The sequence below is a fragment of the Bordetella genomosp. 11 genome, from assembly GCF_002261215.1.
GTDB lineage: Bacteria > Pseudomonadota > Gammaproteobacteria > Burkholderiales > Burkholderiaceae_B > Bordetella_C.
Genome location: NZ_NEVS01000004.1, coordinates 2,432,310 through 2,444,972, shown reverse-complemented (window position 1 = coordinate 2,444,972; position 12,663 = coordinate 2,432,310). Strand labels below are relative to the sequence as shown.

General features: G+C 64.0%; 11 protein-coding genes. 7 read left to right on the top strand and 4 right to left on the bottom strand.

The window, feature by feature from the left end:
- Positions 1-11: 11 nt before the first annotated feature.
- Positions 12-380 (bottom strand): H-NS histone family protein, encoded by a 369-nt coding sequence (locus tag CAL28_RS18615; RefSeq protein WP_094842751.1) that lies wholly within the window; start codon positions 378-380, stop codon positions 12-14.
- 117 nt (positions 381-497) lie between these two features.
- Between CAL28_RS18615 and CAL28_RS18610 the strand changes: the two genes are divergently transcribed.
- From CAL28_RS18610 to glcF, 7 genes are all read left to right on the top strand, one after another.
- Positions 498-1,325, top strand: a complete 828-nt coding sequence (locus CAL28_RS18610) for a carbon-nitrogen hydrolase family protein (protein ID WP_094842750.1) — start codon at positions 498-500, stop codon at positions 1,323-1,325.
- A 19-nt stretch (positions 1,326-1,344) separates the two neighbouring features.
- Positions 1,345-2,805 carry a metalloprotease TldD gene (gene tldD / locus CAL28_RS18605; RefSeq protein ID WP_094842749.1) on the top strand — a complete coding sequence of 487 codons (1,461 nt, stop codon included), beginning with the start codon at positions 1,345-1,347 and terminating at the stop codon, positions 2,803-2,805.
- A gap of 394 nt (positions 2,806-3,199) precedes the next feature.
- Positions 3,200-4,270 (top strand): 3-deoxy-7-phosphoheptulonate synthase AroG, encoded by a 1,071-nt coding sequence (aroG, locus tag CAL28_RS18600; RefSeq protein WP_094842748.1) that lies wholly within the window; start codon positions 3,200-3,202, stop codon positions 4,268-4,270.
- Between the two features lie 79 nt (positions 4,271-4,349).
- Complete coding sequence (locus CAL28_RS18595; protein WP_094842747.1) at positions 4,350-5,759, top strand: FAD-binding oxidoreductase; 1,410 nt, start codon at positions 4,350-4,352, stop codon at positions 5,757-5,759.
- Positions 5,760-5,835: 76 nt separating this feature from the next.
- Entirely contained in the window at positions 5,836-7,338 is a 1,503-nt protein-coding gene (locus CAL28_RS18590) for an FAD-linked oxidase C-terminal domain-containing protein (RefSeq protein ID WP_094842746.1), read from the top strand.
- A gap of 16 nt (positions 7,339-7,354) precedes the next feature.
- The gene (glcE, locus tag CAL28_RS18585; protein ID WP_094842745.1) at positions 7,355-8,464 is read left to right on the top strand and encodes a glycolate oxidase subunit GlcE; all 1,110 of its coding nucleotides are present in this window, start codon (positions 7,355-7,357) and stop codon (positions 8,462-8,464) included.
- Between the two features lie 7 nt (positions 8,465-8,471).
- Positions 8,472-9,704, top strand: a complete 1,233-nt coding sequence (gene glcF / locus CAL28_RS18580) for a glycolate oxidase subunit GlcF (RefSeq protein WP_094842744.1) — start codon at positions 8,472-8,474, stop codon at positions 9,702-9,704.
- On the opposite strand, the gene CAL28_RS18575 is transcribed toward glcF, so the two are convergent.
- Genes CAL28_RS18575 through CAL28_RS18565 form a run of 3 tightly spaced genes read right to left on the bottom strand, consistent with a single transcriptional unit; the run spans position 9,701 to position 12,573 of the window.
- Entirely contained in the window at positions 9,701-11,140 is a 1,440-nt protein-coding gene (locus CAL28_RS18575) for an NAD(P)(+) transhydrogenase (Re/Si-specific) subunit beta (protein ID WP_094842743.1), read from the bottom strand. The genes glcF and CAL28_RS18575 overlap by 4 nt on opposite strands.
- Positions 11,137-11,454 (bottom strand): NAD(P) transhydrogenase subunit alpha, encoded by a 318-nt coding sequence (locus CAL28_RS18570; RefSeq protein ID WP_094842742.1) that lies wholly within the window; start codon positions 11,452-11,454, stop codon positions 11,137-11,139. Before CAL28_RS18570 ends, CAL28_RS18575 begins: the two co-directional genes overlap by 4 nt.
- Entirely contained in the window at positions 11,455-12,573 is a 1,119-nt protein-coding gene (locus CAL28_RS18565) for a Re/Si-specific NAD(P)(+) transhydrogenase subunit alpha (RefSeq protein WP_094842741.1), read from the bottom strand.
- Positions 12,574-12,663: the final 90 nt, after the last annotated feature.

Below are 12,663 nucleotides of genomic sequence, written 5' to 3'. Positions count from 1 at the left end.
GACTGCCCCGATTACTGGATGAGAAAAGTCTCGCGGGATGCGCCCGCGGCTTCGGCGGCGGTAAGCCAGCGAGGTGCCTTGCCCCGGCCAGTCCAGGTTTCGCCGGTGTCGGGATGGCGGTATTTCGGTGCCACTGCACGCTTGGCGGACGCAGCGGCGGTCGCCCCGGCGGTCTTGCGGCCCGGGCCCCGGCGCGCGGCGGGCTTGCCGAACGCGGCGACGATCTCTTCAGGAGTGATATTGTATTCACGCATGGACCGGATGATGGAGGCCACCACGGGCTTGCGGCGCTTCATTTGCAGCGCTTCCGCTTTTTTACGGAGCTTATCGATCTCTTTTTCGATCCTGGCTTGCTGCGCGGAGTAGGTCTCTCTTGGCATGATATATCGATCCTTATTATGGAATTGATTTTCCGACCTGATTATAGTTATTTTGTCGACAATAGCACAAAACGAGTTGGGAATTATCCCTGGAATTCTTGAATCTATTTGTTTCCGATGAACGCTCCTTCCATCGCTTCCTCTCCCCCCGGCCGCGTGGCGGCTATCCAGATGGTCAGTACGCCCATTGTCAGGGAAAATCTGGATGTTGCGTCCCAGTTAATCGCAAAAGCGGCCGAATCCGGGGCACGATTGGTAGCCTTGCCGGAATATTTCTGCTTCATGGGACAAAAAGATCACGACAAGCTTGCCATTAGGGAAACGGAGGGCGACGGCCCCATTCAGGCGTTTCTGGCGGATCAGGCGCGCCGCCACAGCGTATATGTCGTGGGAGGTACTTTACCGCTTGCCAGCCCGGATGCAAGCCGGGTGTTCAACACCTCCCTGGTATATGGCCCGGATGGCAACCGTTTGGTGCGGTACGACAAAATACACTTGTTCAACTTCAAGCGTGGTACCGAATCCTACGACGAGTCGATCGCCATTCGCCCGGGGAACGACGTGCGTACCATCGATACCCCATTCGCGCGCGTGGGCCTGTCGGTATGCTACGACCTCCGGTTTCCGGAGTTATATCGGGCGCTGGGACAGGTGGACCTGATTCTGGTTCCGGCGGCATTTACCTATACGACCGGCAAGGCGCATTGGGAACTGCTGCTGCGCGCGCGAGCCGTCGAGAACCAATGCTATGTGCTGGCACCGGCGCAGGGCGGCTCGCATCCCAATGGCCGCCGTACCTGGGGTCATTCCATGTTGATCGATCCATGGGGGGATATCGTCGACGTGCTGCCGGAGGGGCCGGGCGTCGTAGCGGGTAACATAGAACCCGCACGGCTGTCGGAAGTGCGAACCGCCTTGCCCGCACTGCGCCACCGCGTCATGTGAATCCCACCGAGCTGCCGATATGAAACTAACCGATCCCGACATTCAAGCCCTGGCCACGGCCAAATCCCTGCTGCTCGATCCCTGGGGATTGAGCGAATCGGACATGGCGCGCGCGCTGGGCGAGATATTCACGCACAAGGTGGATTACGCCGATCTTTATTTCCAGTACACCCGTAGCGAGGGCTGGAGCCTGGAAGAGGGCATCGTCAAGACCGGCAGCTTCTCGATCGGCCAGGGCGTCGGTGTGCGGGCGATCAGCGGCGAGAAAACCGCGTTTGCGTACTCGGATACCCTTTCGCCCGACGCGCTCCTGTCTTCGGCCCGCGCGGTGCGCGGTATCGCCCGTCAAGGCGCCGGCAAGGCCAAAGTGCGTACGCAGGGCGGCCCGGAACAGGTGCGCGACCTGTACCCGGCCATCGACCCGCTGCTTACGCTCAGCGCGCCGGACAAAGTCGGCCTGCTCGAACGCATCGAGCGCATGGCCCGCGCGCGAGACCCTCACGTTATCCAGGTCATGGCCGGCCTGGGCGCGGAATACGACGTCATCCTGGTCGCGGGCAGCGACGGGCGGCTGGCCGCCGACGTGCGGCCGCTGGTAAGGCTGTCGCTGACAGTGATCGTCGAGCGCCAGGGCAGGCGGGAAATGGGGCATGCGGGAGGCGGCGGTCGTTCCGGCCTCGCTTATTTCACCGACGAGATCCTGCGCGGTTATGTCGAGCATGCCGTACACGAAGCGCTGGTGAATCTGGATGCAAGGCCGGCGCCCGCCGGCGAGATGACGGTAGTGCTCGGCTCCGGTTGGCCGGGCATCCTGCTGCACGAGGCTGTGGGACACGGGCTGGAAGGCGACTTCAATCGCAAGGGCTCCAGCGTTTTCGCCGGTCGTATCGGCGAACGCGTGGCGTCCAAGGGTGTTACCGTCATCGATGACGGCACTTTGCCGGATCGTCGCGGCTCCTTGAATGTGGACGACGAAGGCAATGCGACCCAGCGCAATGTCCTTATCGAGGACGGCATTTTGCGCGGCTACATGCAGGACACGATGAACGCGCGCCTGATGAAAACGGCCGCTACCGGCAATGGCCGACGCGAATCGTTCGCGCATCTGCCCATGCCGCGCATGACGAATACCTATATGTTGGGGGGCGACACGCCTCCCGAGGAAATCCTCGCGTCGGTCAAGCGCGGCCTCTACGCCGTGAATTTCGGCGGCGGGCAGGTGGATATCACCAGCGGCAAATTCGTATTCTCCGCGTCCGAAGCCTATATGATCGAAAACGGCAAGGTCACATACCCGGTGAAAGGCGCCACGCTGATCGGCAATGGTCCCGATGCGATGACCCGCGTAAGCCTTATCGGCAACGATATGCGGCTGGACTCCGGGGTCGGCACGTGCGGCAAGGAAGGGCAAAGCGTACCCGTCGGCGTCGGCATGCCGACTTTGCGCATGGACGGACTGACGGTGGGCGGTACGGCCTGAACGCCTGTCACGTCGGATATACCGCGGGTGCCACGCGTGTGGCGGCCCGGAACGTCCCGCCATGACCCCCGGTCTTTTTTGTGCTAGGATTTCGCGAGATGTAATTCGGCGTGATGTCGGACTGGGTCGTCCAGCCGGCAATCCGACCGGGCAATACGTCGGGCCGGGTGCTTTCTTGCATCCGGCAGATCAGAGTCCAATATGACGCGCGCAAGCAACCGCGGCCAGGCCGCCCGATTTTATTTTTATTTTTATGGCTTTCCGATGCCGCTGGCGGAGGAAGGGTTGCGCGCAAACTGAAGTCCGCGAAATCCCCCCAAAAAAGCCGCCAGCGATCTGGCGGCTTTTTTTGTGTCCGTCAGCCTGGCAAACGTACCCAGGAAGGAGCACCACCGTGTCACACAATACCGATGACTTGCGTATCCGAGAGATCAAGGAACTGACGCCCCCGGCGCACGTCATGCGCGAGTTTCCCTGCAGTCAATCGGTGTCGGACACCGTTTATTCGGCGCGCCAGGCCCTGCATCGGATATTGCATGGCATGGACGACCGGCTTGCGGTGGTGATAGGGCCGTGCTCCATCCATGACACGAAGGCCGCGCTGGAATACGCCCGCAAGCTCAAACCGGTACGCGACCGCCTGAAGGCGGATCTGGAAATCGTCATGCGGGTCTATTTCGAGAAGCCGCGTACGACGGTGGGTTGGAAAGGATTGATCAACGATCCGGACCTTGACGGCAGCTTCAATATCAACAAAGGCATACGCGTCGGGCGCGAACTGCTGCTTGAAATCAATACCCTGGGCTTGCCGGCCGGATGTGAATTCCTCGACATGATTACGCCGCAATATATCGCCGACCTGGTGTCGTGGGGCGCGATCGGCGCGCGCACCACCGAAAGCCAGGTTCATCGCGAGCTTGCTTCCGGCCTGTCGTGTCCCGTGGGCTTCAAAAATGGTACCGACGGGAACGTGAAAATCGCCGTCGACGCGATCAAGGCCGCATCGCAGCCGCATCACTTCCTGTCGGTGACCAAGGGCGGCCATTCCGCCATCGTTTCCACGGCGGGTAATGAGGACTGCCATGTGATCCTGCGGGGCGGCAAGGCGCCCAACTACGACGCCGCCAGCGTGGAGGCCGCCAGCCAGGACCTGGCCAAGGCGGGACTCGCGCAGCGGCTGATGATCGACACCAGCCATGCCAATAGCAGCAAGAATCCGCAGAACCAGCCCTTGGTCGCTCAGGATATAGGCCGCCAGATCGCGGCGGGTGATGCCCGAATCGTCGGCTTGATGGTGGAAAGCCACTTGCTGGGCGGACGGCAGGACCTGGTTCCGGGGAAACCGCTGACCTATGGGCAAAGCATCACCGACGGTTGCATCGATTGGGATGCGTCCGTCGAAGTGCTGGAAGGGCTGGCGAATGCCGTCAGGGAACGCAGGCGTGGGGCGGCGAGCGGAAAATAATGGGGCCGTAACGTCCTCGGGCGGCAGCCAGGAGGGCCGGCGTAGAATGTCTGGATGATTCCGGCTCGGATAAAACAACATGAATGACCTGACCGATCCTTCGCGGCTGCGCCGTCCGCTGCCCGCGTCCTGCCTGGAAGCCCTGCGTGCGGTGGTTGGCGATAGGCTATCCACCGCGCAGGCCGTGCGCGAGCATCATGGCCATGACGAGTCCCCGTACCCGGATGTACTGCCGGACGCGGTGATTTTCGCCGAGAGCACCGACGAGGTGGCCGCGGTCGCGCGGATATGCAATGACCATCGCGTTCCCCTGGTCGCTTATGGCGCCGGGTCTTCGCTGGAAGGCCATCTGCTTCCCATCCAGGGCGGCATCACGCTCGACCTCTCAGGCATGAATGCGGTCCTGGAAGTCCATGCGCAAGACTTCACCGCCACCGTACAGGCCGGCGTGACGCGCAAGCAGCTTAACGAGCATTTGCGCGACACGGGCTTATTTTTCCCGGTCGATCCCGGCGCCGATGCCAGCCTGGGCGGGATGGCGGCTACGCGCGCATCCGGCACCAACGCGGTCCGCTACGGGACCATGCGGGAAAACGTCGTTTCCTTGACGGTCGTGACCGCCGACGGCCGTGTGCTGCGCACCGCGCGCCGCGCGCCGAAATCGTCGGCCGGCTATGACCTGACGCGTATTTTCGTGGGCAGCGAAGGTACGCTGGGTATCATCACGGAAGTTACCGTCAAGCTGTATCCTCAGCCGGAAGCCGTGTCCGCTGCCGTGTGCAATTTCCCCACGCTGGGGGATGCCGTCGACAGCGTCATCGAAATCATGCAGGCGGGCATACCGGTCGCGCGTGTTGAATTCATGGACGAACATGCGGTGCGCTCCGTGAACCGGTACAGCAAACTGGATCTGCGCGAAACGCCACTGCTGCTTTTTGAATTTCACGGCAGCACGGCGGGCGTCCAGGAGCAGTCTGCATCCGTGCAGGCGATCGTCCACGAACATGGCGGCATGGATTTCGAGTGGGCGCATCGTCCCGAGGATCGCAGCCGGTTGTGGGCTGCGCGCCACAATGCTTATTTCGCCGGCCTGCAATTGCGGCCTGGCTGCCGTGCCAGCACGACGGATGTCTGCGTGCCCATATCGGCCCTGGCCGATTGTGTGCGGGACACCGCTCGCGACCTGGCCGATGCGCCATTTCCAACCACCATCGTCGGGCATGTCGGCGACGGCAATTTCCATGTGCTGATGTTGCTGGATCCGGACAGCCCGCGGGAGTGGGAAGCGTCGGAGCGCATCAATCACGCACTGGTCCGGCGCGCCATCGCGGCCGACGGCACCTGCACGGGCGAACATGGGGTCGGACTGCACAAAATGGATTTTCTCCTCGAGGAGCACGGGCAGGCGGCGCTGGATTTAATGCGTAGTCTCAAGCATGCCTTCGACCCGAACAACATCCTCAATCCCGGAAAAATCATCCGCTGGTAGCCTGCCGCGCAGGCACTCGCCGCGTTGGGGTAAATCCCTGACTGTGCGATTTGCCTGCCCGCGCTATCTTTGAACCATGAATACCCTGGTAGAGACCGATCTTACGGATGCGCAGGTGGCGCCGCCGGCGGTGCCCGAATTGGTTGCGGCGCTGCAGGCGGTGCTGCCGTCCCATTGCGTGTTGTATCGAGAGGAAGACACCCGGCCCTACGAATGCGACGGGCTGTCCTTGTACCGCGCCTTGCCCGCGGTGGTTTGCCTGCCCGAAACCGAAGCGCAGGTGCAACAGGTGATGCGCGTATGCAAGCGGCTTAGCGCGCCGGTCGTGCCGCGCGGCGCCGGGACCGGCTTGTCCGGCGGCGCGATGCCGCACAGCCAGGGCGTCCTGTTGGGGCTGTCGAAACTGAATCGCATCAAGCGCATCGATGCGGACAATACGCTGGCCGTGGTGGAACCCGGGGTGCGCAATCTGGCGATCTCGGAGGCCGCTGCCGCTTATGGGCTGTATTACGCGCCCGATCCCTCCAGCCAGATCGCCTGTTCCATCGGTGGCAACGTGGCCGAAAATTCAGGCGGCGTGCGCTGCATGAAGTACGGCCTGACAGTGCATAACATCCTGCGTGTCCGGGTGGTGACGATCGACGGTGATATCGTCGAACTCGGCAGCGAAGCCCCCGATTCACCCGGCCTGGATCTGCTCGCGGTATTCATCGGGTCCGAGGGCATGCTGGGGATCGTGACCGAGATCTCGGTCAAGCTGATGCCCAAGCCGGTTTGCGCACAGGTGGTGCTGGCCAGTTTCCCCAGCGTGGAAGCCGCGGGTAATGCCGTTACCCACATCATCGGCGCGGGCATTATTCCGGCCGGCCTGGAAATGATGGACAGGCAGGCGGTGCACATGGTCGAGCCTTTCGTGCAAGCCGGCTACGACATGGACGCGCAAGCCATTCTGCTATGCGAATCCGACGGTACGTCCGAGGAAGTCGCGCATGAAGTCGCTCGCATGGAGGCCGTCCTGCAGGATGCCGGAGCGACCCGTCTGCAGGTGTCCACGTCCGAGCCGGAGCGCCTGCGTTTCTGGGCCGGGCGCAAGAATGCCTTTCCCGCGGCGGGGCGCGTATCTCCCGACTATTACTGCATGGACGGCACGATTCCGCGGCGCCATCTGGCGCGCGTGCTCGGTGCCATCGAGCAGATGGAAGACGAGTTCGGCCTGCGTTGCGCGAATGTGTTCCATGCGGGTGACGGCAATCTGCATCCGCTCATTCTTTTCGATTCCAACAAGCCGGACGAGACAGAGCGCGCCGATAAATTCGGTGTGGCGATACTCGAGCTGTGCGTACAGGTGGGAGGCACCGTGACGGGAGAGCACGGTGTGGGTATGGAGAAAATCAATCAGATGTGCGTACAGTTCTCGCGCGAGGAGCTCGATACGTTCCTCGCCGTGAAGCGGGCTTTCGATCCACAGTGCCTGCTCAATCCGCAGAAGGTCATTCCAACCCTGGCGCGCTGTGCCGAGTACGGCAAGATGCACGTGCACGGCGGCGAGCTCCGATTCCCGGATCTATCCCGTTTCTGATATAGGGTTGGTTGTCATGGATTTTGTCCTGTCGGAATTGTGCGACCAGGTCATGACCGCGCGCGCCGCGCACAAGCCTTTGTTCATCCGCGGCGGGGGCAGCAAGGCCTTCTACGGCAACCATCGACCGCTGCGGCTGGAGGACGGCCACTGCCTGCTCGATGTGACGCCGTACCGGGGGATCGTCAACTACCAGCCTTCCGAACTTGTCGTGACGGCTCGCGCCGGCACGCCGCTGCGCGAGCTGGAAGCCGAGTTGGCCGGACAAGGCCAGATGCTGGCGTTCGAGCCGCCGCACTATGAGGCATCCGCCACGGTGGGCGGCTGCGTGGCATCGGGACTCGCGGGACCGCGCCGCATGGCCGCCGGCAGCGTGCGGGACTTCGTGCTGGGCGCGCGCCTGTTGGACGCCCATGGTCGTGCATTGAATTTCGGCGGAGAGGTCATGAAAAACGTGGCCGGCTACGACGTGTCGCGCCTGTTGGCCGGTTCCCTGGGCATCTTCGGCGTCTTGCTGGAGGTCTCGTTGAAAGTCCTGCCGCGGCCGGCCGATGAAGCGACGCTCAGCCTGCGGGGCACCGAACGCGAGGCGCTCGCTGCGTTCGCCACATGGCGTCGGCTGCCGATGCCGGTTTCGGCAGCGTGCTGGGTGCCCGACGCGCAGGGCGATGGCGGCACGATATGGGTGCGCCTGTCGGGCGCGCCGCCCGCCATCGACGCGGCACGCGTGCGTATCGGCGGCGACGCGGTGGATCCCGAACGGGCCGACGCCTTCTGGCTGTCGCTGCGCGAGCAAACGCACGAATTCTTCGATCGCACGCGGCCATTGTGGCGCATCGCGGTGCCGCCGGCGACGGCGCCGATGGGCCTGGGCGCCACGCTGATCGAATGGGGCGGCGGCCAGCGTTGGCTCAGCGGCCGGCACGAGGCCGCATCCGTGCGCGCCGCCGCGCAGGGCAGGGGTGGGCACGCAACCCTGTTCCGCGCCGCCCAGCGCGAGGACGTCCCCGAAGATGGTGTGTTCCACCCTTTGGCGCCGGGCGTCGCCACGCTCACGCGCCGGCTGAAGCAGGAACTCGATCCCTCCGGGCTGTTCAATCCCGGCAGGTTGGCACTGGAGCTATAGGGTCATCATGCAAACCCAAATCGCATCATGGGCGCGCGACACGGATTACGGCCGCGAAGCGGACGCCATCCTGCGGCGCTGCGTCCACTGTGGCTTTTGCACGGCGACGTGTCCGACATATCAGGTGCTGGGCGATGAGCTCGATAGCCCGCGCGGCCGCATCTACCTGATCAAGCAGATCCTCGAAGGCGCCGAGCCCACGCGCTCCACGCAGGCGCATCTGGACCGTTGCCTGACCTGCCGCAATTGCGAGACGACGTGTCCGTCCGGCGTCGAGTACGGACATCTCATCGACATCGGCCGTGGACTGGTGGAAAGCCGTGTCAGTCGACCCTGGGGCCAGCGCCTGAAGCGCGCGCTGCTGCGCAAGGGCCTGACGTCGCGCTGGTTCGCGCCCGCGATGCGACTGGGCCGGGCGCTGCGGCCGCTGCTACCGGCCGCGGTGCGTGCCAAGGTGCCGGAACCGCGCCCCACGGGCAGGCTTCCCGACGGGCGCGCGCATGCGCGTCAGGTGATTATGCTGTCGGGCTGTGTGCAACCGTCCATGATGCCTACCATCGACGCCGCGACGATACGGGTCCTCGACGCCCTGGGTATAGGCACGACGGTGGTGGCGGGAAGCGGATGCTGCGGCGCCATCAATCTGCATCTGGATGATGTACCGGCTTCCCTGGCGCAGATGCGCGCCAACGTCGATGCATGGTGGCCGCTGGTGGAAAGCGGCAAGGTGGAAGCCATCGTGATGAACGCCTCCGGCTGCGGCGCCATGGTCAAGGAATATGCGTATCACCTGCGTGGCGAGGCCGGCTACGCGGACCGCGCGGCGCGCATCGTATCGATGGTCCGGGATGTATCCGAGATCGTCGCGCCGCACGCCGGCCAACTTCGCGAGCGCTTGCCGGCGCCGGTACGCGCGGCGTTTCACCCGCCATGCACGCTGCAGCATTGGCAGGGCCTGCGGCCCCTGGCCGACACCCTGCTGGCCGACCTGGGTTTCGAGTTGCAGCCTTTCGCCGACCGGCATCTGTGCTGCGGTTCGGCCGGCGCCTACTCTGTCATGAACCCCGATATGGCGGGCACCCTGCGCGACCGCAAGCTGGCCGCGATTGCGCCGACGGCGCCGGATGTGATCCTGTCGGCGAATATCGGCTGCATCACGCACCTGCAGGGCGGCACGTCCACGCCGGTGCGGCACTGGATAGAGGCGCTGGACGAGCGCCTCCATCCCCACGGACGCTAGTCCACGGCCTTGACCATATCCTCGATGACTTTCTTCGCGTCGCCGAAGACCATCATCGTGCGGTCCATGTAGAACAGTTCGTTGTCCAGGCCGGCATAGCCGGCCGCCATCGACCGCTTGTTTACGATCACGGTGCGGGCCTTGTAGGCTTCCAGGATCGGCATGCCGGCGATCGGCGATTGCGGGTCGTTCTTGGCGGCGGGATTCACCACGTCGTTCGCGCCAAGCACCAGGACCACATCGGTCTGGCCGAATTCGCCATTGATGTCGTCCATCTCGAAGACCTGATCGTAGGGCACTTCCGCCTCGGCCAGCAGGACGTTCATGTGGCCCGGCATGCGGCCGGCTACCGGGTGGATGGCATACCGTACCGATACCCCTTTTGCCGTCAGCTTGGTCGCCAGCTCTTTCAGTGCATGCTGTGCCCGCGCGACGGCAAGTCCATAACCCGGGACGATGATCACCGTTTCGGCATTGGTCATGAGGAAGGCCACGTCGTCGGGGCTGCCCGACTTCACGTTGCGCTGCTCTGCCGTCGCCCCCGCGCCGGCGCTGCCGCCGCCGTTGCCGAAGCCGCCCAGCAATACATTGAAGAACGAACGGTTCATCGCCTTGCACATGATGTACGACAGGATGGCACCGGAAGACCCGACCAGCGATCCAGCGATGATCAGCATCGGATTGTTCAGCGAAAAACCGATGCCGGCCGCGGCCCACCCCGAATAGCTGTTCAACATGGAGACCACGACCGGCATGTCGGCGCCACCGATCGGGATGATGATCAGCACGCCGAGCACGAAGGCGATCACGGCCATGGCGATGAACGGGGTCCAGCCTTCCGTCAGCACGAAGGCCACGCCGCATGCCAGCATGATCAGCGCCAGCAGGAGATTGAAGATATGCTGGCCCGGAAACACCACCGGCGCGCCCTGGAACAGGCGGAACCGGTACTTACCGGAAAGCTTGCCGAATGCGATGACGGAACCGGAAAAGGTGATGGCGCCGACGAAGGTACCGATGAAGATCTCCACCCGGTTGCCCATCGGCAGCGCGGTACCCATGGGTGCGATGCCGAAGGCATGCGGTTCGGCCACCACGGCGACGGCGATTGCGACCGCGGCCAGGCCTATCATGCTGTGCATGAAAGCGACCAGCTCCGGCATTTTGGTCATCTCGACGCGCCTGGCCATGATGGTTCCGGCGGTACCGCCGATCAGCAGGCCCAGCAGCACCCACCCCAATCCCAGCCCGGCGATACCTGGCCCAGCCAGGGCCACGATCAGTGCGCCCGTGGTAAGGACGGCGATCGCCATGCCGGCCATGCCGAAGGCATTGCCGATGCGCGACGTAGTCGGATGCGAGAGTCCCTTCAGGGCCTGGATGAAGCAGATCGATGCCAGCAAGTAGAGCAGGGTGACGACGTTCAGCGAGATCATCGTGCGTCCTCCTTGGCGGGCTTGCGTTCTTTCTTCTTGAACATCTCCAGCATCCGCCGGGTAACCAGGAAGCCGCCGAATACATTCACCGCCGCCAGCGCCACGGCCAGCACGCCCATGCCGCGCGCCAGGCCACCCTCGGTGAGCGCCGCGGCCAGCATCGCGCCAACGATAATGATGGCGCTGATGGCGTTGGTCACCGCCATCAGCGGCGTGTGCAGTGCCGGCGTGACGTTCCATACGACGTGGTAACCGACGTAGATCGCCAGGACGAAAATGATCAGGTTGATCAGGGTAGGGCTGAGGGCTTCCATTCAGGACCTCCGAACCGCGTTGCCGGATTCGCAGACCAGGCAGGCTGCGACGATTTCATCCTCGCGCTGGATGGCCAGCGCGCCGTCCTTGTCCACGATAAGCTTCAGGAAGTCCGCCAGGTTGCGCGCGTAAAGCGCCGAAGCGTCCGTGGGTACGAGAGCCGGCAGGTTTGTCAGGCCGACCAGCGTCACGCCATGTTTTTCCACCACCTGTCCCTTCTCGGACAAGGGGCAGTTGCCGCCGCGCTCCACGGCCAGGTCCACCACTACCGACCCCGGCTTCATCGCCTGCACCGTCTCGGCCGAGACCAGCGTGGGAGCAGGGCGGCCCGGTATCAGCGCCGTGGTGATGACAATGTCGGCCTGCTTGCAGCGTTCCGAAACCAGTTCCGCCTGGCGCGCCATCCAGGCGGGCGGCATGGGCCGGGCATAGCCGCCTACGCCCTGCGCGATTTCGCGTTCTTCGTCCGTTTCGAACGGTACGTCGATGAACTTCGCGCCCAGCGACTCGACCTGTTCTTTCGCGGCCGGCCGTACATCGGATGCCTCTACCACGGCGCCCAGCCTGCGGGCGGTCGCGATCGCCTGCAGGCCGGCCACGCCCGCGCCCAACACGACCGCGCGCGCGGCTTTCAGGGTGCCGGCGGCCGTCATCATCATGGGGAATAGCCGCCCATAGTAGTGAGCCGCCAGCAGTACCGCCTTGTAACCCGCCAGGTTCGCCTGGGACGAGAGCACGTCCAGGCTTTGCGCGCGCGTGATGCGCGGCGCGGCTTCCAGCGCAAAGCCGGTGACTCCGGTCGCCGCCAGCCGCGCGATGCCTTCGGTATCGAAGGGATCCAGCATGCCTGCCAGGACGGCGCCGCGCTTGAGCGCCGCCAGGCCGGCCGCATCGGGCATCCGCACGCTCAGCACCAGATCCGCGCCCAGCGAGTCCGTCGCCGAGCCGAGCGTGGCACCCGCTGCTTCGTAGGCTTCATCCGTGTAGCGCGCGGCGCTGCCGGCGCCGCGTTCCACGATGACGGTATTGCCGCCCGCCACGTACTTCTTGACGGTCTCCGGTGTTGCCGCTACTCGCGTTTCCCCCTCCAGGGTCTCTCGCGGTATACCGATACGCATACGTTCTCCTTGTCGGATGTCCGGCCGGTGACACTTATACACGAGTTGCCGCGCCGTGGCTTCGGTAAAAGCACCGGGTAAAATACCGGT

Coding starts and splice junctions, on each gene's coding strand:
- CAL28_RS18615 (WP_094842751.1), bottom strand. CDS start 380: ATGCCAAGAGAGACCTACTCCGCGCAGCAAGCCAGGATCGAAAAAGAG.
- CAL28_RS18610 (WP_094842750.1), top strand. CDS start 498: ATGAACGCTCCTTCCATCGCTTCCTCTCCCCCCGGCCGCGTGGCGGCT.
- tldD (WP_094842749.1), top strand. CDS start 1,345: ATGAAACTAACCGATCCCGACATTCAAGCCCTGGCCACGGCCAAATCC.
- CAL28_RS18595 (WP_094842747.1), top strand. CDS start 4,350: ATGAATGACCTGACCGATCCTTCGCGGCTGCGCCGTCCGCTGCCCGCG.
- CAL28_RS18590 (WP_094842746.1), top strand. CDS start 5,836: ATGAATACCCTGGTAGAGACCGATCTTACGGATGCGCAGGTGGCGCCG.
- glcE (WP_094842745.1), top strand. CDS start 7,355: ATGGATTTTGTCCTGTCGGAATTGTGCGACCAGGTCATGACCGCGCGC.
- glcF (WP_094842744.1), top strand. CDS start 8,472: ATGCAAACCCAAATCGCATCATGGGCGCGCGACACGGATTACGGCCGC.
- CAL28_RS18575 (WP_094842743.1), bottom strand. CDS start 11,140: ATGATCTCGCTGAACGTCGTCACCCTGCTCTACTTGCTGGCATCGATC.
- CAL28_RS18570 (WP_094842742.1), bottom strand. CDS start 11,454: ATGGAAGCCCTCAGCCCTACCCTGATCAACCTGATCATTTTCGTCCTG.
- CAL28_RS18565 (WP_094842741.1), bottom strand. CDS start 12,573: ATGCGTATCGGTATACCGCGAGAGACCCTGGAGGGGGAAACGCGAGTA.